The 24,227-nt window shown below is 65.0% G+C and carries 30 protein-coding genes; 6 read left to right on the forward strand and 24 right to left on the reverse strand.

The annotated features are described in order from the left end of the window. Positions 1 to 36: 36 nt before the first annotated feature. From FLQ44_RS03500 to FLQ44_RS03535, 8 genes are all read right to left on the reverse strand, one after another. A complete protein-coding gene (locus tag FLQ44_RS03500; RefSeq protein ID WP_147693070.1) occupies positions 37 to 816 on the reverse strand; it encodes an ABC transporter ATP-binding protein in 780 nt (259 codons plus the stop codon). Further along, on the reverse strand, positions 813 to 1,865 hold the full coding sequence (locus FLQ44_RS03505; protein ID WP_147693071.1) for a FecCD family ABC transporter permease: 1,053 nt from the start codon (positions 1,863 to 1,865) through the stop codon (positions 813 to 815). Before FLQ44_RS03505 ends, FLQ44_RS03500 begins: the two co-directional genes overlap by 4 nt. Continuing rightward, positions 1,862 to 2,977 (reverse strand): ABC transporter substrate-binding protein, encoded by a 1,116-nt coding sequence (locus tag FLQ44_RS03510; protein WP_147693072.1) that lies wholly within the window; start codon positions 2,975 to 2,977, stop codon positions 1,862 to 1,864. The genes FLQ44_RS03505 and FLQ44_RS03510 overlap by 4 nt, the downstream gene beginning before the upstream one ends. Before the next feature lie 145 nt (positions 2,978 to 3,122). Next, entirely contained in the window at positions 3,123 to 5,438 is a 2,316-nt protein-coding gene (locus FLQ44_RS03515; RefSeq protein WP_147693073.1) for a TonB-dependent siderophore receptor, read from the reverse strand. Between the two features lie 108 nt (positions 5,439 to 5,546). Then, on the reverse strand, positions 5,547 to 6,473 hold the full coding sequence (locus tag FLQ44_RS03520) for a FecR family protein (RefSeq protein WP_147693074.1): 927 nt from the start codon (positions 6,471 to 6,473) through the stop codon (positions 5,547 to 5,549). Further along, positions 6,470 to 6,994 carry an RNA polymerase sigma factor gene (locus FLQ44_RS03525; RefSeq protein WP_147693075.1) on the reverse strand — a complete coding sequence of 175 codons (525 nt, stop codon included), beginning with the start codon at positions 6,992 to 6,994 and terminating at the stop codon, positions 6,470 to 6,472. Before FLQ44_RS03525 ends, FLQ44_RS03520 begins: the two co-directional genes overlap by 4 nt. Positions 6,995 to 7,092: 98 nt before the next feature. Continuing rightward, positions 7,093 to 7,398 carry a VF530 family protein gene (locus FLQ44_RS03530; RefSeq protein ID WP_147693076.1) on the reverse strand — a complete coding sequence of 102 codons (306 nt, stop codon included), beginning with the start codon at positions 7,396 to 7,398 and terminating at the stop codon, positions 7,093 to 7,095. Further along, entirely contained in the window at positions 7,398 to 7,793 is a 396-nt protein-coding gene (locus FLQ44_RS03535; protein WP_147693077.1) for a YkgJ family cysteine cluster protein, read from the reverse strand. The genes FLQ44_RS03530 and FLQ44_RS03535 overlap by 1 nt, the downstream gene beginning before the upstream one ends. A 270-nt stretch (positions 7,794 to 8,063) precedes the next feature. Between FLQ44_RS03535 and FLQ44_RS03540 the strand changes: the two genes are divergently transcribed. Beyond that, positions 8,064 to 9,668 (forward strand): methyl-accepting chemotaxis protein, encoded by a 1,605-nt coding sequence (locus tag FLQ44_RS03540; RefSeq protein WP_147693078.1) that lies wholly within the window; start codon positions 8,064 to 8,066, stop codon positions 9,666 to 9,668. A gap of 57 nt (positions 9,669 to 9,725) precedes the next feature. Here the strand turns inward: FLQ44_RS03540 and FLQ44_RS03545 are convergent, their stop codons facing one another. From FLQ44_RS03545 to FLQ44_RS03560, 4 genes are all read right to left on the reverse strand, one after another. Next, on the reverse strand, positions 9,726 to 10,154 hold the full coding sequence (locus FLQ44_RS03545) for a GNAT family acetyltransferase (protein WP_147693079.1): 429 nt from the start codon (positions 10,152 to 10,154) through the stop codon (positions 9,726 to 9,728). Positions 10,155 to 10,214: 60 nt separating this feature from the next. Beyond that, positions 10,215 to 10,664, reverse strand: a complete 450-nt coding sequence (locus FLQ44_RS03550) for a DUF3291 domain-containing protein (protein ID WP_147693080.1) — start codon at positions 10,662 to 10,664, stop codon at positions 10,215 to 10,217. 135 nt (positions 10,665 to 10,799) lie between these two features. Beyond that, positions 10,800 to 11,141 carry an FKBP-type peptidyl-prolyl cis-trans isomerase gene (locus FLQ44_RS03555; protein ID WP_147685334.1) on the reverse strand — a complete coding sequence of 114 codons (342 nt, stop codon included), beginning with the start codon at positions 11,139 to 11,141 and terminating at the stop codon, positions 10,800 to 10,802. A 52-nt stretch (positions 11,142 to 11,193) separates the two neighbouring features. After that, positions 11,194 to 11,610, reverse strand: a complete 417-nt coding sequence (locus FLQ44_RS03560; RefSeq protein WP_147693081.1) for a hypothetical protein — start codon at positions 11,608 to 11,610, stop codon at positions 11,194 to 11,196. 155 nt (positions 11,611 to 11,765) lie between these two features. On the opposite strand from FLQ44_RS03560, the gene FLQ44_RS03565 reads away from it, so the two are divergent. Both FLQ44_RS03565 and FLQ44_RS03570 read left to right on the forward strand, forming a co-directional pair. Beyond that, positions 11,766 to 12,770: a cytochrome-c peroxidase gene (locus FLQ44_RS03565; RefSeq protein WP_147693082.1), complete on the forward strand. Its 1,005-nt coding sequence runs from the start codon at positions 11,766 to 11,768 to the stop codon at positions 12,768 to 12,770. A gap of 46 nt (positions 12,771 to 12,816) precedes the next feature. Beyond that, on the forward strand, positions 12,817 to 13,224 hold the full coding sequence (locus FLQ44_RS03570; protein ID WP_147693083.1) for a Fur family transcriptional regulator: 408 nt from the start codon (positions 12,817 to 12,819) through the stop codon (positions 13,222 to 13,224). A gap of 60 nt (positions 13,225 to 13,284) precedes the next feature. Here the strand turns inward: FLQ44_RS03570 and FLQ44_RS03575 are convergent, their stop codons facing one another. The 6 genes from FLQ44_RS03575 to FLQ44_RS03595 form a co-directional block, all read right to left on the reverse strand. Further along, positions 13,285 to 13,653 carry a nuclear transport factor 2 family protein gene (locus FLQ44_RS03575; RefSeq protein WP_147693084.1) on the reverse strand — a complete coding sequence of 123 codons (369 nt, stop codon included), beginning with the start codon at positions 13,651 to 13,653 and terminating at the stop codon, positions 13,285 to 13,287. A gap of 49 nt (positions 13,654 to 13,702) precedes the next feature. After that, positions 13,703 to 14,032, reverse strand: coding sequence for a DHCW motif cupin fold protein (locus FLQ44_RS03580; protein WP_147693085.1), 330 nt, complete (start codon positions 14,030 to 14,032; stop codon positions 13,703 to 13,705). Beyond that, positions 14,023 to 14,439: a VOC family protein gene (locus FLQ44_RS03585; protein WP_147693086.1), complete on the reverse strand. Its 417-nt coding sequence runs from the start codon at positions 14,437 to 14,439 to the stop codon at positions 14,023 to 14,025. The genes FLQ44_RS03580 and FLQ44_RS03585 overlap by 10 nt, the downstream gene beginning before the upstream one ends. Before the next feature lie 71 nt (positions 14,440 to 14,510). Next, positions 14,511 to 14,675, reverse strand: coding sequence for a hypothetical protein (locus FLQ44_RS23495; protein WP_170252747.1), 165 nt, complete (start codon positions 14,673 to 14,675; stop codon positions 14,511 to 14,513). 8 nt (positions 14,676 to 14,683) lie between these two features. Continuing rightward, positions 14,684 to 15,688 (reverse strand): hypothetical protein, encoded by a 1,005-nt coding sequence (locus tag FLQ44_RS03590; protein ID WP_147693087.1) that lies wholly within the window; start codon positions 15,686 to 15,688, stop codon positions 14,684 to 14,686. 146 nt (positions 15,689 to 15,834) lie between these two features. Continuing rightward, on the reverse strand, positions 15,835 to 16,479 hold the full coding sequence (locus FLQ44_RS03595; RefSeq protein ID WP_147693088.1) for a LysE family transporter: 645 nt from the start codon (positions 16,477 to 16,479) through the stop codon (positions 15,835 to 15,837). Between the two features lie 186 nt (positions 16,480 to 16,665). Here FLQ44_RS03595 and FLQ44_RS03600 point away from each other — a divergent pair, with 186 nt between their 5' ends. After that, positions 16,666 to 17,166, forward strand: coding sequence for a hypothetical protein (locus FLQ44_RS03600; protein ID WP_147693089.1), 501 nt, complete (start codon positions 16,666 to 16,668; stop codon positions 17,164 to 17,166). Between the two features lie 5 nt (positions 17,167 to 17,171). Here FLQ44_RS03600 and FLQ44_RS03605 read toward each other — a convergent pair whose 3' ends face one another. Then, positions 17,172 to 17,984, reverse strand: coding sequence for an AraC family transcriptional regulator (locus tag FLQ44_RS03605; protein WP_147693090.1), 813 nt, complete (start codon positions 17,982 to 17,984; stop codon positions 17,172 to 17,174). A 91-nt stretch (positions 17,985 to 18,075) separates the two neighbouring features. Further along, entirely contained in the window at positions 18,076 to 19,326 is a 1,251-nt protein-coding gene (kynU, locus tag FLQ44_RS03610; protein ID WP_147693091.1) for a kynureninase, read from the reverse strand. A 154-nt stretch (positions 19,327 to 19,480) separates the two neighbouring features. Here kynU and FLQ44_RS03615 point away from each other — a divergent pair, with 154 nt between their 5' ends. Continuing rightward, the gene (locus tag FLQ44_RS03615) at positions 19,481 to 19,945 is read left to right on the forward strand and encodes an Lrp/AsnC family transcriptional regulator (RefSeq protein WP_147693092.1); all 465 of its coding nucleotides are present in this window, start codon (positions 19,481 to 19,483) and stop codon (positions 19,943 to 19,945) included. A 61-nt stretch (positions 19,946 to 20,006) separates the two neighbouring features. Here the strand turns inward: FLQ44_RS03615 and FLQ44_RS03620 are convergent, their stop codons facing one another. From FLQ44_RS03620 to FLQ44_RS03630, 3 genes are all read right to left on the reverse strand, one after another. Continuing rightward, positions 20,007 to 21,113 (reverse strand): helix-turn-helix transcriptional regulator, encoded by a 1,107-nt coding sequence (locus FLQ44_RS03620; RefSeq protein ID WP_147693093.1) that lies wholly within the window; start codon positions 21,111 to 21,113, stop codon positions 20,007 to 20,009. A 96-nt stretch (positions 21,114 to 21,209) separates the two neighbouring features. Continuing rightward, positions 21,210 to 21,479 (reverse strand): hypothetical protein, encoded by a 270-nt coding sequence (locus FLQ44_RS03625; protein ID WP_147693094.1) that lies wholly within the window; start codon positions 21,477 to 21,479, stop codon positions 21,210 to 21,212. A 117-nt stretch (positions 21,480 to 21,596) separates the two neighbouring features. Further along, a complete protein-coding gene (locus FLQ44_RS03630) occupies positions 21,597 to 22,352 on the reverse strand; it encodes a sulfite exporter TauE/SafE family protein (protein ID WP_147693095.1) in 756 nt (251 codons plus the stop codon). Positions 22,353 to 22,451: 99 nt separating this feature from the next. Between FLQ44_RS03630 and FLQ44_RS03635 the strand changes: the two genes are divergently transcribed. After that, entirely contained in the window at positions 22,452 to 23,351 is a 900-nt protein-coding gene (locus FLQ44_RS03635; RefSeq protein ID WP_147693096.1) for a LysR family transcriptional regulator, read from the forward strand. Between the two features lie 258 nt (positions 23,352 to 23,609). On the opposite strand, the gene FLQ44_RS03640 is transcribed toward FLQ44_RS03635, so the two are convergent. Continuing rightward, positions 23,610 to 24,170 carry a metal-independent carbonic anhydrase family protein gene (locus tag FLQ44_RS03640; RefSeq protein ID WP_147693097.1) on the reverse strand — a complete coding sequence of 187 codons (561 nt, stop codon included), beginning with the start codon at positions 24,168 to 24,170 and terminating at the stop codon, positions 23,610 to 23,612. Positions 24,171 to 24,227: the final 57 nt, after the last annotated feature.

Genomic DNA, 24,227 nt, shown 5'->3' on the forward strand with positions numbered 1-24,227 from the left:
CCTGGTGGGTTCCTGGTGGGTTCTTGGCGGGGTGGTTCAGGCGATGACGCCGTCGATCAGTACGTTCAGGCGGCCACGCGAACACGCTTCAACGCGGCTTTGCACGCCGTAGACGCTGGCCAGCGTGGCCGGGGTAATCACGCCGGCAGGTTGGCCGCAGGCCAGCACGGCGCCGTCTTTCAGTAATAGCGCACGGTGGCAGTGATGCAGCGCAATATTGAGGTCGTGCAGTACCACTAGCGTCACCATGCGGCGGCGGCGGGTTTCCTCGGCCACCAGCTGCATCACGTGGCACTGGTGGTTGAGGTCCAGCGCCGACAAGGGTTCATCCAGCAGCAGCACGTCCGGCTGGCGGATCAGCGCCTGCGCCAGGCCCACCAGCTGCTTCTGGCCGCCAGACAGCTCGTCCAGGTAGCGCATGCCCAGTTCGGCCATGCCCAGCCGCGCCAGCAGGGTGTCGATGTCGGCAGCCGCGTGGCGGCTGGCCAGCCCCAGGCCGGTGGCGTTGGCCGCTACCATCACCGACTCTACCACCCGCAGGTGCAGCGCCGGTGGCAGGCTTTGCGGCAGGTACACCACATGGCGCGCACGCGCCTCCAGTGGTAGCGCACCCAGCGCCTGGCCATCCAGCGTCACACTGCCGTGCAGTGGCAACAGGCCGGCCAGTGTTTTCAGCAGCGTGGACTTGCCGCAGCCGTTGGGGCCCAGCACAGCGGTGACTTCGCCACGTGGCAGCGGCGGGCAGCTGATGTCGGCCAGAATCTGGCGGCGGCCATAGCTGGCGGCCACGCCTTGCAGTAACAGGCCGCCGTTCATGCGCGTTCTCCGTGGCGGAACACCACCGATACGAAAAAGGGAATACCCACCAGCGCGGTGACCACACCTACCGGAATGATGACGCCAGGCAGCAGGTTCTTGGACGCCAGCGACGCCCACGACAGCACCGCACCGCCGATCAGCATGGAAGCTGGCAGGTAAAAGCGGTGATCTTCGCCGAAGAGGCGGCGGGCGATGTGCGGCGCAATCAGGCCGATGAAGCCGATAGTGCCGGCAAAGGCCACCGCCAGGCCGGTGAGCAGGCTCACGCGCAGCAGGCTGGCCAGGCGCAGGCGGCGCACGTCGATGCCGAAGCTTTGCGCGCGGTCTTCGCCCAGCCGCAGCGCGGTCAGGCGCCAGGCACTGCGCAGCGATAGCGGCAGCACCAGCAGCAGCGCCCCCGCCACCAGGCCCAGCACCGGCCAGTTGGCGCGCGACAGGCTGCCCATGGTCCAGAACACCATACTCTGCAGCGCCTCCGGGCTGGCCACGAACTGCAGCAGCGATACCAGCGCGTTAAAGCTGAATACCATGGCAATGCCCAGCAGCACCACGCCGTTGCCGGACAGTCGGGCGCGGCGCGCCACCGCGTCCAGCAGTAGCGCGCTGCCCATGGCAAACACAAAGGCGTTGGCCGACGCCATCCACGGCCCGCTGACGCCGGGCAGGCTGGCCTGCAGCACGATGGCCAGCGAGGCACCCAGCGCGGCGGCCTGGTCCAGCCCCAGCGTGAACGGGCTGGCCAGCGGGTTGTGCAGCACGGTCTGCGTTTCGGCGCCGGCCAGGCCCAGCGCCATGCCCACCAGTACCGCCATCAGCGCGTACGGCAGGCGGATGTCCCACACGATAATGTGGTTGGTGGCGTCGCCCTCTAGCTGCAGCGCCTGCCACAGCTCGCCCAGGCTCAGGCCGGCTGGCCCCAGTGTAAAGTCGGCCAGCAGCGACAGCACGATCACGCCGGCCCAGAGCGCCAGCCACAGCAGGCGCTGCCACTGCAACGCCTGGTAGGCCGGCGCGTGCCCGGCCAGGCTTGCCTGCCCTGCCCTCATCGGCTGCCTACCCAGTAGGTGCCGGCCGGGGTGAAGGCGGCAAAGCGCTGGTGCATGTCTTGCCAGCTGCGCGCCGGGTCTACGTCCTTGAACTGCGCCGGGTGCAGCCACTTGGCCATCGCCTCGGCCAGAATAATGTGCTGCGGCATGATGTAGAACATGTGCCAGCCGGCAAAGGTGTTGCCGCTACGCGCTGCCGGCAGGCCTTTGAGCTGCTCGCGCTGGCCCATGGCGGCCAGCGACGCTAGCGCGTCGGCGCGGCTGACGGCGGCGCCGAATTTCACGCCGGTCTTGTCGCTGGGGCCCACGGCACCGGTGGCAAAGTAGTGCGTGGGCTTTTGCACCAGTACGTGTTCGGGGTTGACCTGGCCCAGCGGCGCATCCAGCAACGCGCTGCCCAGATTGCGGCCGCCGGCTAGCGTAATCAGCTCGCCAAAGCTGCCTTTGCCGGCGGTGGTGAGCTCCTCGATGGTGCCGGCGCGCACGTCGGCAAACACCAGTGGGCGCTGTGCGGCGGGTACCGCCGCCAGCCGGGTCTGGATGGTTTTGCGTTTGTCTTCATAAAAGCGGATAAAGCTTTCCGCCTGTGGGCTGCGGCCCAATGCCTTGCCCATCAGGCGCAGGCTGGGCACCGTGTGTTCCAGCGGTTTGTCGCGGAAATCCACAAAAATCACTGCCACGCCGGCCTGGGTCAGCTGTTTGACGATGGGGTTGTCCAGGCTGGGGCCATGGCCGGAGGTGCTGAAAATGGCCAGGTCCGGGCGCAGGGTCAGTACCTTTTCCGGGCTGATGCTGGCCTCGCTGGTCTTGCCGATCAGCGGGATCTTGTCGATCCCGGGGAAGTGCTGGCGGTACTCGGCGTAGCCTTGCGGGTCCAGCAGGCGGAAGTCGCCCTGCCAGCCGGCTATGCGCGCCAGCGGCTGTTTGCCTTCCAGCAGCGATAGCGCATAAAACAGCCGCCCTTCGCCCAGCAGCACGCGTTCTACCTTGTCCGGCACGTTGACGCTGCGGCCGGCGATATCGGTGACCACCACGGCGGCGGCGTGCTGGCTGGCCAGTACGGCCAGCAGGGAAAGCCCGAGGCGGGCAGCGCGGGGCAGGATGGAAATCATGGCTTGTTCCTGAGAATGATTTGCAACAAAGTGGCAGTATTTCACTGCCGCTGGCGTGGGGCGTTTGCGAAACGCGCAATCTGTTTTGCTACCGTGGCAAGGTGTGCGGCCAACCTGGCCGGGTGGCGCAGGTTGGCCGCAGCGCTTACCAGTGGTAGGCCAGCGAGGCTTTGACGGCGCGGCCAAAGCCCGGCGCGCAGAAGGTGCCGTCGCACAGCGTCAGGTAGTGCTGGTCGAATACGTTGCTCACGTTCAGCGCGGCACGCCAGCTGCGGTTTTCCCACGCCAGCATGGCGTCGGTCAGCGTGTAGGCGCCGTTGTGGCTGGCTCCGCCGCCTTGCGACGCGGCCGCGTGGCGTACGCCAACGGCGCTGCTGATGCCTTGCAGCGCGCCGGCAAAGCGGTACTTGGCCCACAGTGCCGCTTGCCAGTCGGGCACCATCTCCACGCGGCGGCCCACTTCATTGGCCTTGTTGCTGCGGGTAATGGCGGTATCGGTATGGCTTAACGCAGCCAGCAGGTCCCACTGCCGTGCCAGGCGCAGGCTGGCTTCCAGCTCCACGCCGCGGGCGCGTACCTGGCCGGTTTGCACATTGCCGCTCAGCGGGGCCGGCGCGGTGGTCGTGACGTTGTCGCGCAGCAGCTGGTACACGCTGGCAGCCAGCGTGGTGTCGCTGTCTTCCGGCTGGTAGCGCACGCCGGCTTCCCACTGCTCGCCCTGCTCCGGTTTCATGCGCTGGCCGTAGGCGTCGTTGCCGCTGATGGCCTGGAACGAGGTGCTGTAGCTCAGGTACGGTGCCAGGCCGTTGGCGGCCAGGTACACCACGCCCAGGCGGCCGGTGGTGGCGCTGCTGCGGTCGGTGGTGGTGAGCTTGGCGGCCAGCTGTTCGTTGCTGTCACGCACTTTGTCGTGGCGCAGGCCGGCGGTTACCGCCCAGCGCTCGCCCAGCTTGATCTGGTCTTGCAGGTAGACGCCCAGCTGGCGCGAGGTGTCTTTGTCGTCCCACAGCAGCGGCAGGTTTTGCCAGGCGGGGACGGTGAACACCGGGTTGAAGATGTCTACCGCGTTGGCCGCACCACGGTAGGTGGGGTGGCGGAAGGTACTGCGGCGCCAGTCCACGCCGGCCAGCAGCGTGTGCTGGATATCGCCGTGCTGCAGCCGGCTTTCCAGCTGGGTGTCGGCGGCCAGCGAGGTTTCCTGGTTCAGGCGGTACCAGGCGCGGCGGCTAAGCGTGCGGCCATCGGCGGCCAGCGCCAGCGGGCGTACCTCGCGCCGGGTGTTGTCGCCGTCCAGGTAGCGCACGTTCTGGCGCAGCGTCAGCGCCGGGCTGAAGGTGTGGCTGAACTGGTAGCCCAGCATGCTGCCCTTTTTGTCGTGCAGCGTGTCCGGGCCTTGCAGGTTGGTGCTGGCGGCCGGCTGGCCCAGGGCGCCGGGGCTGACTAGCTGGCTGGGTACGGCCCAGCCGTTTTCGTCGTGCTGGTACTGCGCCTGCAGCAGCAGGCTGGTGGCGTCGCTGGGCTGCCAGCTCAGTGCCGCCGCCAGGTAGCGGCGGTTGTCGGGCAGGTATTGCCACTGGGTGTCGCTGTCGCGGCCCAGCGCGGTAAGGCGGTAGCGCAGCGTACCGGCGTCGTCCAGCTGGCCACCGATGTCGGCGGCCAGCTGCCGGTGGCCGTGGCTGCCGCTTTCCACCACGATTTCGTTCTGCATGCCGGCGCGGGGTTGCTTGCTTACCATGTTCACCATGCCGCCGGGGGTGGCGCGGCCGTACAGCACCGAGGCCGGGCCGCGTACCACTTCTACCCGCTCCAGGCCGTAGGGCTCGCTGCGGCTGATGAAGGCGTTGTGGTACAGGCGCAGGCCGTCGCGGTACAGGCCGTCTTTGGACACACCAAAACCACGCAGGATCACGTCGTCGTCGGTGAGCGCGGTGGGGTACACCGCCACGCTGGGGGTGTAGCTCACTGCCTCGGCCACGGTGGCGGCGCGCTGGTCTTGCAGCTGTAGCGCATTCACCACGCTGACGGCCTGTGGCACCTCGGCCAGCGGGGTGCGGGTCTTGCTGCCGCTGCGGGCGGCGCGGCTGTGGTAGCTGGCCGGCAGGCCGGGGTTGGCCGCTGTGTCGGCGGTGACCTGCACCGTGGGCAGCGTGGTGGTGGCGTGTGCTGCGCGGGGGGCGGGCAGCACGGTAACGGTATGGCCATCCACGCGCAGCTGCAGGCCGCTACCCGCCAGCAGCTGCTGCAGGGCGGCTTGCCAGCTCATCTGGCCTTTCAGCGCCGGGGCTTGTTTGCCGGCCAGCAGGCTGCTGTCCACGATCAGGGTAATGCCGGCCTGGCGGGCCAGTTGCTGCAGGCTGCTGGCCAGCGGCTGGCGGGCTTGATCCAGCTGCAGGTCGGCTGCCTGCGCGCTGGCGAAGGCGGCGGCCAGCGTGGCCGCCAGCAGGGTGTGGCGAGGTGTCATGCGAGTGCTCCGTTCAGGGTGGGGCACCTGATGGCGGCGGCTACAGGTGGCTGTCCTGTGTCTGACGTTTGGCCGGCGGTTTTCCCTGATGTGTTGGCCGCAACTTTTTTAACGGCGCTGGCGCAGCACGGTGGCGGTGGGGGTGTCTACCAGGCTGACCGGCAGCACCTGCGGCAGGCGCTGCAGGAAGGCAGACAGGTCGCGCAGCTGTACCACGGCGGTGAGGCGCAGCTGCGGGCTGGCTTCTACCCGGATGGCTTGGTGGCGGTACGGTGTCAGCGTGGCGGCTACTTGCTGCAGGGTGGCGTTGTGGAAGGCCAGCGTGCCTTGCGCCCACAGGAAGGGGTCTACCGCCGGCGCCGCTGTACGCTCGGCACCGTCTGGCCCCAGCGTCAGGTAGTCGCCCGCTTGCAGTACGGCCAGGCTGTCGCCGGCGTGGCGGCCAACCTTTACCCTGCCGCTGGCCACCGCCACATGCAGCTGCTGGCCGTCCAGCTGTACGGCAAAACGGGTGCCCAGCACGGTGACCTGGCCCAGCGGGGTGCTGACCACAAACGGCCGCTCGCTATCGCGCTGCACGTCAAACAGCGCGCGGCCGGCGTCCAGCTGCACGTGGCGCATGGCGGCCAGGTAGCGCACGCTGGCGCGGCTGGCGGCGTTCAGGGTGAGCACGCTGCCGTCGGGCAGGGTTTGCCGTAGTGGTGCGCGGCGGCTGGCTAGCGTGGTTTGCCATTGCGGCTGCGCGTCGCGCCAGGCCCACAAGCGCCAGCCGGCCACGCCCAGCAGCACGCTGGCGGCGCTGCCTTTGAGTAGCTGGCGGCGTTGCAGGCTGCGGGTTTCGGCGGCGCGGGCCAGCTGTTGCAGCGTATCGGGCTGCGCCAGGCCGTGCCATAGGCTATCGAACTGGCGGTATTCGTGGGCGTGGCGCGGGTCGGCCAGCAGCCAGGCCTCAAAGCGGGTGCGCAGGCTGTCGTCGTCGGGCCGGGCTTGCAGGCGCAGGAACCAGCGCGCCGCTTCTTCGCGTAGCCCGCTCATGCGCCCTGCTCTTGCAGCGCGCGCAGGTCCAGCATGGCGCGTATCAGGTGGCGTTCTACCATATTGAGGCTGATGCCCAGCGCGGCGGCGACCTCGGGCTGGCTGCTGCCCTCTACCCGCACGCGCCAGAACACCTCGCGGCAGCGTGGCGGCAGGGTGTTGATCACGTGCTGCAGCAGCGCCAGGCGCTGGCGTAGCGCGGCCAGGTCGGCGGTGTCGGGGGCGGCGGGCAGCCGCTGTTCGTCCGGCGCGGCCTCGAAGACATAGTGCTGATCGCGGCGTTGCAGGTCGGCCAGGGTGCTGTGTGCTACGCGGCGCAGGTAGGCTTGCGGCTGGGCTACCTGGTTGCGGTGCTGTAGCAGGGCGTAGCGCAACAGTGCGTCGTGCAGGGCATCCTGGGCACGTTGCGGGCAGCCGCACTGGCGACGCAGCGCCGATAGCAGCTCGGCGTAGGCCCAGCGCAGGTCTATGCCAAACCAGTGTTGTGGCGTGGCGGCAGGCGGGAGCAAGGCGGCAGTCATCACAATACGCTTATCTATTGATAATGGTTATCAATAGTAATGTATCGGCTGTGTAGCTGTCATGCTACCGGCTGGCAATATGCCCGCCCGGGCAGGGTTTAGCTGGCGTCCGGCTTGCGGCCAAACAGCACGCGCGGGGCGTTACCCTGGCTGGTGTGGGTGCGTGGCGGGCGCGCGGGTTTGGGAGTTTTCAGCTGGATGTACAGCGCCTCGACTTCGGCCCGCGCCCACGGCGTGCGGCGCAGGAAGGTGAGGCTGGACTTGATGCTGGGGTCGCTGTTGAAGCAGCGGATCTTTACCAGCTGGCCCAGCTGCGGCCAACCATGGTGTGCCACCAGCTCGTTCAGCAGGGCTTCCAGCGTCACGCCTTGCAGCGGGTCTTTGGGGGCGGGTTTGTCGCTCATCAGGTGCTCCGGCGGCCGTGATTGGGGTTTTTGGAATAGGCGCAGTAGCCCGGGCGCGGGCCGACCTTGGGGTGGTTACGGCAGGTGTTGGGGCGCAGTTCGTAGATGGTGCACAGCCGCGTTTTCTGGTCCAGGTACATGCAGTCGCCGTTGGCGCGGCGGCTGAGGGTGAATACTTCGTACTTGAAGTTGAAATGCTGGATGATGCGCTGTTTTTCCAGACGTTTGGCGATGTTCTTCACCGGTTCTTGCAGCTCGAACTCGTCCACAATGCCCATGCGCACCAGGTCTGGCAGCTTTACTTCTACCGGCATGCTGCAACAGGACGCCATGCAGTCGCTGCACAGCCCGTTTTTGTATTTCACCCAGGTATCCAGGCGCTCGATATCAGACACACATCACCCTTAAAGCATTGAATTCAAAAAACAATCCGCCTGCTAGCGAAAGCTGCGCATTCTACGGGCTGGGGTGGCGGGTGGCAAGGTGGCCGGGTAAACCCGGTTTGACACGGGAAATGAACACTTTTCATTGTGATATATTCTTTTGGCTTTAAGCACAAAAAAGAGCCATGACTTTGTGCTGCATTGCAATAAAAACAGCACGCCAGCCAAGCGCGTGACTACACAGCTTCATTCCGTCCTGTCGATATCCCCAAAGGTTGTTCAATGAAAATTGTTTCAAAACTGATCGTCGCGTTTGTCTGTAGTGCCGTGGTGGTAGTGCTCGTCGGTTTGGCTGGGGTGTTTAAGCTAAACCAGGCTGACGAACGCTTTGATGCGTTTACCAGCAATATCTTGCCCAGTGTGGAGCTGCTGGCCAAAACGCAGAACCAGACCTGGTCGGCCCGCAATGAGGTATGGAAACACCTGGCCCAGCCCGATGCTGCTGGCAAGCTGGCCGCGGAGCAGGTCATCAGCAAACGGCTGGACGAGGTTGAAAAGTCGCTGCAGGCCTACGAGCCCATGGTGGTCGATGCCGAAGAAAAGCGTTTGCTAGAGCAGTCAAAGCAGCGCTTGCGCGAGTATCGTGCCGGGCTGGTAGATACGCTGGCGCTGTCGCGTAATGGTGACCAGGCGGGGGCGGTACAGCGCGCGCTGCAAGGGCGTGGCAACGCGCTGGTGGCGGCCATGGACGAGCACGTGCTGTACAACAGGACACTGGCTGAACGCCTGCAGCAGGACAATAGCCAGGCCGCTCATCGTGCGCTGACAGAGCTACTGATTGCGTTGGCCGTGGTGCTGCTGGCAATGGCGGTGGGCGGCACACTGCTGTGCCGGGCCATCTCGCACGGCTTGCGCCAGATGCAGCAAGCCATGGCCGGTATCAGCAGCGATCTGGACTTTACCCGCCGCGTAGCGGTAACGCAGCAGGACGAAATTGGCGCTACCGCAAGCGCATTCAACGCGCTGCTGGATAAGCTGCAGCACAGCCTGCAAGACATGAAGCGCGGCATTGCCGAGGTATCGTCTACAACGCAGCAGCTGCAGCAGGCCTCTGGCAGTGTGGCAGACAGCTCGGCGCAGCAAAGCAATGCGTCTGCCCATATGGCGGCGGCGGTAGAGCAGATGACGGTCAGCCTGAGCCATGTGGCCGACCGCGCACGCGAGGCGCACAATTTGTCGGCCGAAGGCGCCGGGCAAGCCAACCTGGGGCAACAGGCCATCGTGCAGGTGGTGGCGGATATCCAGGGCATTGCCAGTACGGTATCGGACACCGCGCACGAGATCGGCCAGCTGGCCGAGCGCAGCAAGAGTATCGAATCGGTCGTCAATGTGATTCGGGATGTGGCCGAGCAGACTAACCTGCTGGCGCTGAATGCGGCGATCGAGGCGGCGCGCGCCGGCGAAAGTGGCCGTGGCTTTGCCGTGGTGGCAGACGAGGTACGCAAGCTGGCCGAACGCACCGCTGCATCGACACAGGAAATCGGCAAGATCATTACCGCTATCCAGCAGGTCACCGCGAATGTGGTGAACCGCATGGAACAAGCGGTAGACCAGGTAGGGCGCGGTCAGCAGGGTGTCGGCTCGGCACAGCAGAACATTGCGCAGCTGCTGGCCGGTGCACACGCCAGTGCCCGTGTGGTGCAGGAAATTTCCGAGGCGATTCGCGAGCAAAGCATGGCAACCAACAGCATTGCCCAGCAAGTGGAAACCGTGGCGCAGGGGGCCGAAGCCAATAGCGGTGCGGCAGGCCATGCGGCCAACATGGCCACCAGCCTGGAGCAAGTCGCCGCCGGCATGCAGCAGGAGGTCAGCGCTTACCGGGTGTGAGTGACCTGCCCGATACGACACGCCGGCACGCGATGCCGGCTTTTTTACGCCCAGCGTCTAGGGCTGGGGCCCGTCCGGGATCAGCCGCTTGCCCAGGCTTACCGCTTCGTCCTGCGCGTAACCCAGCTGCTGATAGAAGGCCAGCACGGCGGTGTTGCTGCTGCGTACCTGCAGGTTCAGCTTGGGGCAGCCGCGCGCCAGCAGTGCGGCCTCGATATGCGCCATCATGGCGCGGCCATAGCCCAGCCCCTGCGCGCCGGGCTGCACGGCCAGGTAGTTTACCCAGCCACGGTGGCCGTCGTAGCCGGCCATGGCGCAGGCCACCAGCTGGCCGCCTGCCTTGCCCACCAGAAACAGCTCGCGCTGTACGGTGAGCTTGCGCTGGATGTCGCGCAGCGGGTCGTTCCACGGACGCGTCAGGCCGCAGGCCTGCCACAGGGCGATGACGGCGTGGGTATCGGTGTCGGTAAACGGGCGTATCTGCATGAAGGCATTCCTGCACTATCGATACGGCATCATGGCATGTGGGGCGGCGTGCGGCCAACCTTAGCCGATGGGCGCATCAAAGCGGCGGGCAAAGGTAAACGCGGCCGGGCCGGGGCCGTGTTGTGCCAGCTGCGCCAGCCGGGCGGCGGCCTCTTCCAGCGTGGGGCGGTGGCCGTGTGGCACCCACCACAGCACCTGGGCGGGGGTGTCCATGCGGGCAAACCATTCGCGGCGGCGGCGGAAGAAATCCACGTGTTCGCTGCGGTAGGCAAAGTCGGCCAGCGCATCGATGCTGTCCCACACCGACATATTCACGATGACATCGTCGCCAAAGGGGCGGAAGGCAGTAGCGTCGCCGCCCTCGTCTTTTAGCCGCCACACAAAACCGGGCGAGGCCTCGCCCAGCGCGTTGATGCGCTCAAGGTTGGCCGCAAAGTCGTGCAGCGGCGGTGAGTCGAGCGGTGCCAGCAAGGTGGCGATATTGAGCTGGGCGAGCTGGTAGGCAGACATGGCAGTCTCCGGTGGGGGATGCCATGCAGATGATGCCGGGCGGGCAGGTTTCAAGTGAGCCTGGCCAATAAAATCAACGACCTGTACCGCATTGTCGTACCTGTCCGGCGCTTTGCTGCTGGTTGCGGCGGCGGCTTAGTCGTCGCGCGTCAGCACGCTGAGCAGCTCGATCTCGAACAGCAGGTTGCTGTTGGGCGGAATCATGTCGCCCACCTGGCGCTCGCCGTAGGCCAGCGCCGCCGGTACCCACAGCTTGCGCTTGCCGCCCACGCGCATGCCGGCCAGGCCGATGATCCAGCCCTGGATCACGCGTTTGTTGCTGAGAATGCACTCGAACGGCTGCCCCTTGCGCTGCGAGCTGTCGAACTCGGTGCCGTCTTCCAGCCAGCCGGTGTAGTGCGCGGTAATCAGCGCGCCGCGCTCGGCGGCCTTGCCCTCGCCCACGATGATGTCTTCGATTGTTACGCTGTCGCTCATGGCGGCCTCCCGCTAAGTGAAGGCGGCATTTTAGGCGCAGTTGGCCGCGCTTTCACCCACGGCGTGCGCGCTGCCGTGTTTCGCCGCGCGCTTCGCGCTCGAACGGGTTATCCACATACGGGCGCCGCCCGCGCAGCCACAGCCACAGGCTGGCTACCGGGTAGGCCAGCAGCAGCAGGCCGCCCCAGCGCTCGTACTGGCGCACGTGGATATGCTCGTGTTGCCGCCAGTGCGCCAGCACCGCCGGGCTGATGCCCACCACCACGTGGCCCAGGGTGATGGCGCAAAACGGCAGCCGGGCGAGCGGGCGCCACGCCGGGGCGGCCACCTCCAGCACGCCGTTTACCCGCTGTGCGCGGCCACCGGCCAGCCATAGCGGCAGCGCCAGCAGCAGGCCGATGGCGCTGGCGGGGGTGGCCCACAGGTAGCGAAATGGCCGCGGCACGGCCAGTGTGTGGCGTTTTTTCATGTGACTCCTGCTTTGTACTGCTACCACTTCGATAATTGACCCCGATCAAACTGGCTTTTTTTCACCGCTTTAGACTGGTTTCAGTTTTTAGACACAGTCTAAACCGGAAGCCCCACCCTTCCGCCCTTTCTGTCTATGTATGAAGGAGCGTCATCATGAAAAAAATCGTACTGGCTATCAGTGCCTGTTTCGTCCTGGGTGGGGGTATTGCCATGGTGCAGGCTGCCGCGCCGGCCAATGAGCCTATCCAGCCTATCAAGGCGGCAAAGGTAAAAAACCCTGCCATGGCCGAGCTGGGCAAGAAACTGTACTTTGATGTGCGTTTGTCGCGCTCGGGCTTTATTTCCTGTAACTCCTGCCACAACCTGTCCATGGGTGGCACCGACAACCTGAAAACGTCCATTGGCCATAACTGGCAAAAAGGCCCGATCAACTCGCCTACCGTGCTGAATTCCAGCCTGAACCTGGCGCAGTTCTGGGACGGCCGCGCCAAAGACCTGAAAGAACAGGCCGGTGGCCCGATTGCCAACCCCGGCGAGATGGCGTTTACCCACGAGCTGGCGGTAGACGTACTGGCCTCGATTCCGCAATACGTTACCGAGTTCAAGCAGGTATTTGGCGATGGCAAGGTCAATATCGACCGCGTGACACAGTCCATTGCGGCCTTTGAAGATACGCTGGTCACGCCCGATTCGCGTTTTGACCAATGGTTGAAGGGCAACAAGAAGGCGCTGAGCGCGCAAGAGCTGCGCGGCTACCAGACCTTCAAGACCGCCGGCTGCGTGGCCTGCCACAACGGCCCGGCGGTGGGCGGCAACTCGTTCCAGAAAATGGGCCTGGTCAAACCCTACATCACCACCAATACCGCCGAAGGCCGGGTAGCGGTGACCGGCAAAGACGCCGACCGTTTCAACTTCAAGGTCCCTACGCTGCGTAACGTGGCGCTGACCTATCCGTACTTCCACGATGGCGAGGCAGCCACCCTGCATCAGGCCGTGGATACCATGGGCAAGCTGCAGCTGGGCCGCGAGTTCAGCAAGCAGGAGCTGGACGATGTGGTGTCCTTCCTGCATACGCTGACCGGCAAGCAGCCTGACTTCAAGCTGCCTATCCTGCCGCCGTCCAGCGACAAGACCCCGGCGCCGAAGCCGTTCAACTAACCCTTTCCCCAGTGGCAGGCCGGCTGCAAACCCGGCCTGAAACACCATGACCCTGCACCACGATATTGCCCGCAAGTTGGCCGACGCCGGTATACCGCTTACCAGCCAGCGCCTGCTGATTGCCTGCGAGCTGTTTGCCGAGCACTGCCACCTGAGCGCCGACGAGCTGCTGCAGCGTGTGGGCAGCCTCACGCCGGATATCTCGCGTGCCACGGTGTACAACACGCTGAAGCTGTTCAGCCAGAAAGGCCTGGTGCAGGAGCTGGTGGTGGAAAACGGCAAGCGCGTGTACGACTCCAACACCGCACCGCACCCGCACTGCTACAACGCCGATACCGGCGAGCTCACCGACGTACACCAGTCGCTGCAGCTGGCCGGGCCCCTGCCCGAGCTGCCGCCCGGCACCGCGCTGGAGCGGGTGGATATCATCGTACGGGTGCGCAACGTGGCCTGAACCGGCTGCGTGTCTGTCAGGCAAAACCGCCCTTTCCGGGCGGTTTTTTCATGCGGCGCTTCAGTAGCGTTCCACCGCCACCAGCCGCGTTGGCGGGCTGTAGTCTTCCGGCCACCAGTCTTCTATGCGCCAGATCAGGCCGTCTTTCAGCGTGAAGAAGGCGATGCCGGTCTGCGTGTGCTGTTCCACGTGGAACGCGGTGGTGGTCACTGCGCTGTCGCCGTCGGCGACCAGCCGCGTGATGGCCACCGTCCAGCTGCCCGGGTAAGTGGCGTAGAAGGCCACGAAGGCGTCGATACCGCGTATCAGCTCGCGCGTTTGCGGCACGCGGTATTCGATGCCGGGGTGCAGCGTGCTGGCAAACACCGCCCAGTCGCGGGCATTGGCCAGCGCCCAGTGGCGGGTGATGAGGTCGTGGGTGGATGACATGGCTTTATCTGTACAAGGTTGGCCGCAGCGGGCGGTGCGGGTTGGCGGCTTAATCGACAATAAACAGCGTGGCGCCCAGCGGCGTGGACGAGCGGTGCGGCTCGGCGTGGTCGGCTACCTGATAGCTGGTGCCGGGTGTCAGCACAAAGCGGCGGCCGTCGGCCAGCTCGGTGTGCAGCTCGCCGCTCAGGCACAGCAGGATGTGACCTTTATGGCACCAGTGGTCGGCCAGGTAGCCGGGGCTGTATTCCACCATGCGCACGCGGATGGTGCCGAACTGTGCCGTGCGCCACCAGGCGGTGCCGCTGTCGCCGGGGTGTTCGGTACGCGGGATGGTGGCCCAGTCGGTAGTGCCGAAGGGGATGTTGTCTAGTTGCATGTGGGCTCCTGGCTGGCTTGCGCGGCGTGGTTTTCGCGCAGGTGAAAGATATTGCCCTCCGGGTCGTGGCCGTTGCACACGGTAAAGCCGGGGCCCTGGTAGTGTTCGCGGTACAGCGCCCCGCCCTGTGCTGCGGCCAACTGTGCGGCGTCGGCCAGGCTGGGCACGGTGAAGAACAGCTTGATGGCTTGTTCGCTACGCGGTTGTGGTGGGGTGTCGATGTGCACGTTGGCCGCAATATGTGGCGGCATGGCGTGCACGATGAGCTGGAAGTCGGCGTTGGCCAGCACCTGGTGCTCGGCATCGCCGTGCAGCAGCTGCATGCCCAGTAGCTGCTGGTAGAAAGCGGCCAACTGTGGCAGATGGCGGGCGTAGATCAGCGCGCCGGCGCGGGCGGGACCTGGCATGGCAAGCTCCTGTCATGGGCAAGCCTGTACCCTACCCCAGTTGCGCCGGCTTTGTCCTCTGCCGCGCGGGCCTAGGTGGCCACGCTGCCCGCGGTGGGGAGCGGCTGCTGGTAGCCCACCGGGGCGTCCAGCTCGAACAGCCACACCACCAGCATCAGCAGTAGCAGCACCAACAGCATTTGCAGCGGCCAGCGGGTGGCCGGGTCGCGCCACAGGCGTTGCCAGAGTTTGCGCATGACCGTGCCTATTTCAACGGTGGCAGGCCGCGTGCCAGCCCGGCGGGCAGGCGGGGCAGCAAGGCGCGGCGGCAGTGTTGCCAGAAGGCGGACAAGGTGAGCAGGCCGCCACCGATCAGCAGGCCGGCTACAGCAAAGCCATCGGCCGCCAGGCCCGCGGTTTGCAGCAGGTGGCTAAAGGCGTACAGCACGTAGGCCAGCGCCGACACCATCAGCGCGCGGCGGTCGATGGCTAGCGACACCAGGGCAAACAGCCCGTACAGCCCCAGCACCACCACCAGTGCCGGCAGCCCGGCAGTGCCTTGCAAAATGCCCAGCATGTCAAAGAAAGAATGCACCATCAGCGGTGCGGCCAGCAGGTGCAGCCAGAAGGCTACGTCCGACTGGCGCTGCAGGCGGGCCGGGTCTTGTTTGTCCCAGTACATGGCCAGCGCAAAGGTGGCCACCCCGCCGGCCAGTATCATGGGCGCGGCATACAGCCGCAGGCCAGGCATGGCGCTGATCAGCAGGCCAATCACCATCACCAGCAGTGCGCCAGTACCGGCTGCCACGGTAAGCGGCACGCGAAAACGCCGCCAGTGCAGCCAGGCCGCCAGTGCGGCACTGCTGCCACCGGCCAGCACCATCAGCTCGTCCGGCCGGTTTTCCTGCCCCAGCAGCGCGAGGATGGCCACCGGGCAGGCCGCCACAAAGGCCCCCAGCAGGGCAATGGCCGGCAGCGCCATGCGGCGGCGGCGGACAAAGTACTCGGCCAGCCCCCACGCCACGGCGGCGACCGCCACGGCACCGGCGGCGGGTGCCAGCAGGCTGCCCAGCCAGGCGACCGAGCCCAGCAGCAGGATGCAGGCGATCACCACAAAAATATCGTTAAAGCCGGACAGCAGGCGGAAGTGTTCTTCATCCGCCAGCATGGTGTGCTGGCGCTGTGCTACCAGGCTGCGGAAGTCGCGCACGGCATCCTGGCTGAAGATGCCGGCGTTTACGGCGGCGTTCAGGTCGTCATCGCTATACATGGTGGGGCCCGTGCGGCATGGCCGCGTGATGGTGGGCACCCATTATTTGGCCTGCATGGTCTGGCGGCAAGCTTGCGTGCCGGTTCGATAGCGGTGGCTTGCCATGGCAGGCATTGCTGGCAAAGGTTGGCCGCAATTGTGGCCGCTTAGCCTGCCATGCTCGCTAGCCCGCCGGCCAGCTCCAGCAGGATGGCGATGCTTACCAAGCCAAACAGCAGTGCCGTCACCGCATTGACTGCCCGCTGGCTGCGCGCCAGCAGGGCCTGCGCGCGCGGCGTGGACAGGCACAGCGCCAGCACGCCAAACCACAGCAGCGACAGCAGGCATAGCTCGGCCGCCAGTAGCGCCCGGCTGCCCATGCCGACCTGTGGCGACACCATGGCCGCCAGCAAACCCATGAAATACACCAGGGCTTTCGGGTTCAGCAGGTTGGTCGCCAGCCCCATGCGTAGCCCCTGCCCCAGGCTGCCCTGGCCACGGCGGCTGCTGTGCTGGCTGCTACCCGCGCCCGCCCGTACCGCCTGCAGCGCGCCCCAGGCCAGCCAGCCCAGGTACAGCGCCCCCGCCAGCTTGATGGCATTGAACAGCCATGGCGCGCTGGCTACCAGCAGGCTGATACCGGTGAGGCTCAGCAAGCTGTGCAGCAAGATCGCCAGCGCAATGCCCAGCGCCGCGCCCAGCGCCAGTACGCGGTCGTGGCAGGTGCGCAGCATCAGCGCAAAGTCGGGGCCGGGGCTGGCCAGCATCACCAGGTGCAGCGCACCCAGGGTAAAAAACAGTTCGGCAGGCATGGTGTGTTCCACGGTTCAGTCAGGGCGCCCAGTGTGCAAGCACCGTGGTGGCCTTGGCTTGTAAACCATTGCACGCAGGCAGCGGGCTTGTGTTGCCGCATGTTTCCGGCTGTATGCCAGGCAGACAAACCGCCGATACACAGGCGCCGCACACTGTGGGGCTGGCGATGCCGCAGGAGACACACAATGAACGCCGTTTTACCCATGCTCTGGCCGGTAGCGCTGCTGGCCGCCTGCGCTGCCACGGTACCGCCGCCCGCACGGGTACCCACGGTGAGCGTGATGCCGGGCAAGCGCCAAAGCTTCGAACAATTCTTGCTGGATGAGCCACGCTGCCGGCGCCACGCCGCCAGGCAAGGCGGCCAGGCAGTGGCTGCGCCTGCGGTGGCCAATAGCGTGGTGGCGGGCGTGGTGTCCGGGCAGGCCAGCCAGGATGACGAGGCGCGCCAGCAATACCACTACAACCTGGCGTACCAGCAGTGCATGGTGGCCAAGGGCCATACCGCAGAAACCGCCTCGTCGGCGGCCTGGCGCAGTGGCCATGCCCCGCCGTGGTATGCATCGCCCGCGCCCGCACAGCAGGGCTGGTATGTGCTACCTGTGGCCCCGGCCAGCGCCCCGCCACCGGCGCCGGGCTGGGTCGTGGTGCCCGTGCCCCCGCATGCCCCGCTGCCGGGGCCGCATTAGGGCCGCTAGCGCGCCAGGCTGCCCGCCATCTGCTGGCGAAACTGCGCCGGGGTCAGGCCGTAGGCCAGGCGAAAGCCATGGTGAAAATGGCTCTGGTCAAAAAAGCCCACCGCCAGCGCCACCTCGCTTACCGGCAGGCCGCAGGCCAGCAGCTTTTTGCCTTGCTCCAGCCGCAGGCGTTTGAGCCAGGCATACGGGGTAATGCCGGTGCGCTGTTTGAACTGGCGCAAGAAGGCAAAGCGGCTTAGCCCCAGCTGGGTGGCGAGGTCTTCCAGCGTATGACGGGCGTCCAGCTGCGCCATCAGGTAGTCGCGCAGCTGTTGCAGCTGTGGTGTAGACAAGCTGTGCGGCTGGCCCGGCAGGCTGAACAGCGTGGCCAGCAGGCGCAGTGCTTCTTCTTCTGCTTGCAGCGGGTCGGTGGCGGGCTGCTCCAGCCAGGCGTGCAGGCGGGCAAAGCCGGCGTACAGGTCGGGCCGGGCCAGTAGCGGCGCGGCAAAAAAGCGGTTTTCGGCTTGCGGCAGCAGCGCGGCCAGCTGGGCTGGTGGTAGCGAAAACACCCGCACCTCGTAGCCTTCCGGCAGCAGGCTCAGGCCGTCGTGCACCTCGTCCGGGTTCACGGTGGACAGCGTGCCGGCCACCAGCGCGTGGCTATTGCCCTTGTGGATAAAGCGCTGGCCGCCGTACTGCACCAGGCCGATGTGGTAGTCCAGATGCACGTGGCGGCCGTAGCTGAAATCCAGATGGCGCGCGCGGCACAGCTCCACCCCGGGTAGCAGCGGGGTTTGCCAGTAGCGGATAGTGGAGGCAGCAGCAGTCATGCCTTACTGATAGCGCAAATCACCGCGGTGCGCTTGTAGATTATTGCGGCCAACCTTGTGCCGGGTGCCAGGGTTGGCCGCACGCGCAGGCTCAGGTCACCGCGGCACGCTGCTGGTACTGCGGCTGGCGCCAGCTTTCGCTGTCCAGGATGTCCTGCAGAATGGCCACCGCATCCCAGATATCGGTATGGCTCAGGTATAGCGGTGTCAGGCCAAAGCGCAGCACCGCCGGCTCGCGGTAGTCGCCTATCACGCCGCGTGCAATCAGCGCCTGCATTACCGCGTAGCCGTGCGGGTGGCAGAAGCTGACGTGGCTGCCGCGTGCGGCGTGCTCGCGCGGGGTAATCAGCGTGAGCGGGTGCTGGCCGCACTGCTGCGCCACCAGCGTGATGAACAGGTCGCCCAGCGCCAGCGATTTGGTACGGATAGCGTGCATGTCCGCCTGCAGGGCGATGTCCAGCCCGCATTCCACCATGGCCAGTGCGCTGATTGGTTGCGTACCGCACAGAAAGCGGCGTATGCCGCTGGCGGCCTGGTAGGCCGGCTGCATGGCAAACGGCTGCTGGTGGCCCCACCAGCCCGATAGCGGCTGCCAGAAGCGGCCCTGGTGCGCAGGCGCCACCCAGATGAAGGCTGGTGAACCGGGGCCGCCGTTCAGATATTTGTAGGTGCAGCCTACGGCGAAGTCGGCACCGCTGGCGTTCAGGTCTACCGGTACCGCACCCGCTGCGTGCGCCAGGTCCCATAGCGTTAGCGTGCCGTTGGCACGGGCCCGGGCGTTGACGGCGGCCATGTCGTACATGGCGCCGGTGCGGTAGTTCACGTGCGAGAGCAGCAGCACGGCTACATCGCTATCCAGTGCGGTTTCCAGCGGCAGCTGCTCGTCTACCAGGCGCAGGCTGTAGCCCTGCTGCAGCAAGTCCATCAGGCCCTCGATCATGTACAGATCGGTGGGGAAATTATCGCGTTCCGATACGATGACCCGCCGCACCGGCCGGTCTTGCTGCTGGATGCGCAGCGCCGCCGCCAGGGCCTTGAACAGGTTGAGCGAGGTGCTATCGGTTACCACCGTTTCGCCCGGCGCAGCGCCGATCAGCCGCCCCAGCTTGTCGCCCAGGCGTGCAGGCAGGTCGAACCAGCCGGCATCGTTCCAGCTGCGTATCAGGCCGTCGCCCCACTCCTGCGCCACCACCTGCTGGCTGCGCTGCAGCGCACTGTGCGGGCGGGCGCCCAGAGAATTGCCATCCAGGTAGATCACGCCTGGTGGCAGGGCGAACTGCTGGCGAAAACCTGCCAGCGTATCCAGGGCATCGGCTGCCTGGCAGTGTGCTCGGGTAATCATGTGGGGACTCGCTTGCCGGCAGGGCCGGCGTGGGTGGAAGACCTGTTTATGCTAGGCCGCCGGGCGGTACAGAAAATAGCAAACACCAGTACTTGCGGGCCAGGTTTTCGCAGGATAGTGTGTAAAAGCTACTATTTACCGCAGAAAATTCACCATGCAACTGGATACTCTGGATTGGCGCATTCTGGCTGCGCTACAGGACAACGGCCGTCTCAGCAACCAGGACCTGGCTGAACGCGTGGCGCTGTCGCCATCGGCTTGCCTGCGCCGCGTGCGCGCGCTGGAAGATGCCGGCCTGATTGCCGGCTACCACGCCCGGCTGGACGCAGCCCGGCTGGGTTTCGAGCTCAATGCCATCGTGCACGTTACGCTGGACCACAGTCAGCCGGGCTGGCATGAAACCTTTCAGGCCGAGGTGATGGCTTTTGACGAAGTGAGCGCCGCCCACGTGGTCACCGGCAGCTGCAACTATGTATTGCACATTCGTGCGGCCAACCTGGCGGCGTTTTCCGACTTTATGGTGAACCGTCTTAACAAGCTGCCCGGCATGCGCGATATGTGTTCTTACATCATCATGAAAACGCTGAAAGACCACGGCAGCAGGCTGCCGCTGCGCTAGGGCCGGCTACAGCGGCTTGCCGTGTTGTCTATGGGTGGCAAGCCGGAGCGTGCCCACGCGCTTACAGCGGGGGGATCAGCATCAGCATGCGGATCAGGTCGGGCTGGCGGCTTTCCCCTGTTTTCTGCAGTACCTGGCGTAGCTGGGTACGCACGGTATTCACCGACACGCAGTTGGCCGCAGCGTAGTGTTCTACCGTCTGGCCGCTGCCCAGCGCATGCGCCAGCCGGGCTTCGGCGGGGCTGAGGCCAAACAGCTCGCGCAGCTGGCTGGCCGGGGCCACCCGGTGCTGGCGGGTATTGTTGAGGATAAGCAGATAACGGGTGTGGTAGCTGCCCCAGTCGGTTTCGGGTAGCCACATGACGTGGCGGCTGACTGGCAGCAGCAGGCAGTGCAGCGCGCCATTAGCCTGTGGCTGGCGGTAGCTCACGGCATGGCCCAGTAGCCGGCATTGTTGTAGCAGCCGGTACAAGCGGCCGTCGCGCAGCAGGCCGCCGGGCCGTACGTCGTCTGCCAGCTGCGGCAGCAGGGCCTCGGCCTGGCGGTTGGCATAGCGCAGCTCGCCCTCTTCCCCCAGCCCTGCCACGCCGTATTGCAGGTGCTCCAGGGCGTGCAGGCCAATAGCCGCGCGTTCGCGCAGCGCCTGTGTCTGTTCGCGTAGCTGCAGCATTTGCACCACGTGCGGCAACAGCAGTTTGATCACGGCCATCTTGTCCTGGTCAAACGGCTTGCGGCCCAGAAAGTGGTGAAACGCCAGGTGGGCATTCTGTTGCTGGTTACGCATCACGCAGCCACCACCCACGTAACGCCCGCCATACGGAATCAGCCACTCTTGATAGAGCGCGCTGCGTGAGACAAAGGCATCATCAAAATATTCGGCGCAGCAGTACGCCTCGCCTACCGGTTTTTGGCGTAACAAGGCCTTGCGCGGGTCGATGCCGGAGTAGTGTTGCTCGTAGCTTTCAGCGGCTGGCAGGAAGGCGCCGTTGGTATAGACATTAAGTAGCGTATGGCGCTGATCGTTGCTATTGATCATCAGGTGAATCAGATCAACATCCAGCAGCCTTTCCAGCTGGTGCAGTGCCAAGGGCAGCGCTGCCGGGGTGGCGATGCTGGCATAGAGTTCGGCAATCAGGGGGGAAAGTTGTTCTAGCTGTAGGCGAGCCATAGCGATGTGTGCAGTTTTTATCGCAGCATAGCTTAGCAAGCTCCCATTTGTAATTTTTTACACCAAAATGTACCCGTTTTGTATAAATCGTGTTGGCTAGCTGACAAACAAGTCGGTACCACACAGGCTGCAATAGTGCAGCTGTTGGCCGCAGCCATGGCTACGTTTGGCCAAGCGGGAGCAATGGCAGTGGTAGCAGTGCACCACGCCGCCGCGTATGGTGCCGGGGTAGCGCCAGGCATACGCCGTGCGGTCTGGCAGCGGCTGTGCATACCCCTGGCACAGGTTGCGTACCGTATAGGCCACGACCAGTAGCAACAGCAGGCCAGGCATCAGGAACAGTAACAGTAGCGAGAGCAGGCTCATGGCCGGGCCCCGGCAAACAACAGCGTGGTATGCATGACAGGCAGTACAAAAGTGGTGGTGTGCTCATGCTATGCAACTGCCTACGCCCTGACATCATTCATTTTGATGATTTTGGGGTCAGGCCAGCCACAGCGTCAGCCCCGCCGTGAGCCACAGCATCAGTGCAAACAGCCGCCGCAGTAGCGCCGCTGGCAGGCGGTAGGCCAGTGCTACGCCGGGCGATACCGTCATCACGCCGCCTAGCGCCAGCGCCAGGCCCAGCGGCCAGTCCACCTGCCCGGCCTGGCCATAGCTACCCAGCGCCACCAGCGCTGCCGGTACCACCAGTGCCAGCGCCAGGCCCTGTGCCTCGGCCTGGTTTTTGCCAAAGCCGCGTACCAGGATGGGGGCGGCCACAATGCCCGAGCCCACCCCAAAAAAACCGCCACACGCCCCGCCGACCAGCCCCACCCCCGGCAGATAGCGCGCAGGCCACGGCGTGCTGTTGGCCGCTACCGCCTGCCCCGCCGCCCGCCAGAAATACCCACCCAGCGCCAGCATGAAGGCGGCAAACACCTGGCGCAGCAGCGCCTTGTCCAGCCCCAGCGCCAGCCGTGCGGCCAACCAGGTGGCCACAATGGACAACGCGCCAATGCGCACCGCCAGCAGCAGCGGAAACGGGCTGCGCTGGCGGTAGCGCCAGAAGCCCAGCAGCACATTGGGCACCATCATCACCAGCGCCGTACCCTGCGCCAGCGTCTGGCTCATGCCAAACAGCCCGCCCAGCAGCGGTATGGCCAGAATGCCGCCACCGATACCCAGCAGGCCGCCCAAGCCCCCCAATGCGGCGCCCAGCGTAACGGCACCCAGGGTAGAAACCAGATCCAGCTGCATGACGTGCCCCATTCATTCAAGACAAGGCGTGCAGTGTATACCGGCCATGGCTGGCTATAATTTCGCCATAAACAAGCCATTATTAAGCTGAGTGCACAAATGGACCCCATCGCCGACCTGGCATTTTTCTGCCGCCTGATGCAGTGCGGCAGCCTCACCGCCACCGCCCAGCAGCTGGGGATTACCCCGCCAGCCGCTAGCCGCCGTCTGGCCGCCCTGGAGCGCCGCCTCGGCGTGCGCCTGCTCAACCGCACCACGCGCAGCCTGGCGCTCACACCGGAAGGCGAGCGCTACCTGGCGCGCGGCCAACCCCTGCTGGCGGAGCTGGGCGAGCTGGAAGGCGAGCTGATGGCCAGCAGCGGCGCGCCGCAGGGCCTGCTGCGCGTGAACGCCACCCTGGGTTTTGGCCGCCGCCACATTGCGCCGCTGGTGTCGGCCTTTGTGCGCCGCTATCCGCAAGTGGCAGTACAGCTGCACTTGAGCGACCGCATGCCGGCGCTGAGCGAGGGCAGCTTTGACGTAAGCATCCGCTTTGGCCCGCCGCCGGATGCCCGCATCTGCGCCCGGCGCATTGCGGCCAACCGCCGCATCCTGTGTGCCTCGCCCTTGTACCTGGCGCAGCACCCTGCCCCGCAGCACCCCGCCGACCTGCGTGCCCACCAGTGCCTGGTGGTGCGCGAAAACGACGACACCTGGGGCAACTGGGTACTGCACAGCGGCAGCCAGGTACAAACGGTCAAAGTGGCTGGCGTGCTGTCCAGCAACGATGGCGAAACGGTGGTGAACTGGGCGCTGGACGGCCACGGCGTGCTGCTGCGCTCGCTATGGGACGTCACCCCCTACCTGCACAGCGGCCGCCTGCAGCGTGTACTGCCGGGCTGGCACGGCGCGCCGGCCGATATCTGGGCGCTGTACCCGCAGCGGCTGGGGCTGTCGGCCAAGGTGCGCTGCTTTGTGGATTTTCTGGGCGAGCATTTTGCCGATGGCGCGGGCTGGTAGCGGCTAGCAAAATAGGGTGAATTGCACGTAGCGCAGCCCGACATTGACCGGGCTACGCCTGGTGTCATACCGCACAAGGTTTATGTGAAACTGCGCTACATGGCGGGTTTCATTTTATGCAGCCCAGCACGACTGAATGGCGCAGATAATCATTAATCAGCCGATTGTGGCTAGAAAATCAAGCCGTGCCGCGAAGCGGCATCGGCTTGATTGAATGTGTATGCCCTGGTATCGCCATTGACAGGGCATTTAGCACATTTATTTGCTTTGGTATTCTAGCGACGAGTGGTGAAGATTAATACGCAGGTTCCCCGCATCATCTTTAACATAACCCCATGTTTTATCAACGGTGGTTATTTTGCCAGCCTTGTCGGTAAAGTGAACTTTACCCATGGTGATGGCACTATTGCCATCAAGGAAAATGGCAGCATTGACGGGTTCGCATTTTTTCCAGCCTTTCAGGGCAAATCCGGTGTCCTGGGGGAAGGATGGGTCGTTACCGACGAAGTAGGACAAGGCCCCGGCACGGGTCGGGCGGAATGTTTGAGGGTTGACGGTGAGCGTTGGCTTGAAGAGCACGGCCCCCATCTGGTAGGCGTATGCAGAATCTATGACTTGCTCGGCTAAAGCTTTTGCTGCCGTTATGCCTTCTTTTTCGTATGTGGCATTAATATTAATCAGCGCACTACACCAAGCCTGCTGTGCGGCAAGCGCTTCTTTTTCTGTTATTGCCTGGTTGACAACGACTGGCTGATTGGCAATGGCAATATTGGAAGTTAGCGCAACCATTGCGGTCAGTGCGTAAGCTTTAACTTTCATTATTATGGCTCCTTAGGGTTGGAAAGCTGGGTGATGGCAAACTTGGCCGAGCGTAAA

It is taken from the genome of Vogesella mureinivorans (genome assembly GCF_007644035.1).
GTDB lineage: Bacteria > Pseudomonadota > Gammaproteobacteria > Burkholderiales > Chromobacteriaceae > Vogesella > Vogesella mureinivorans.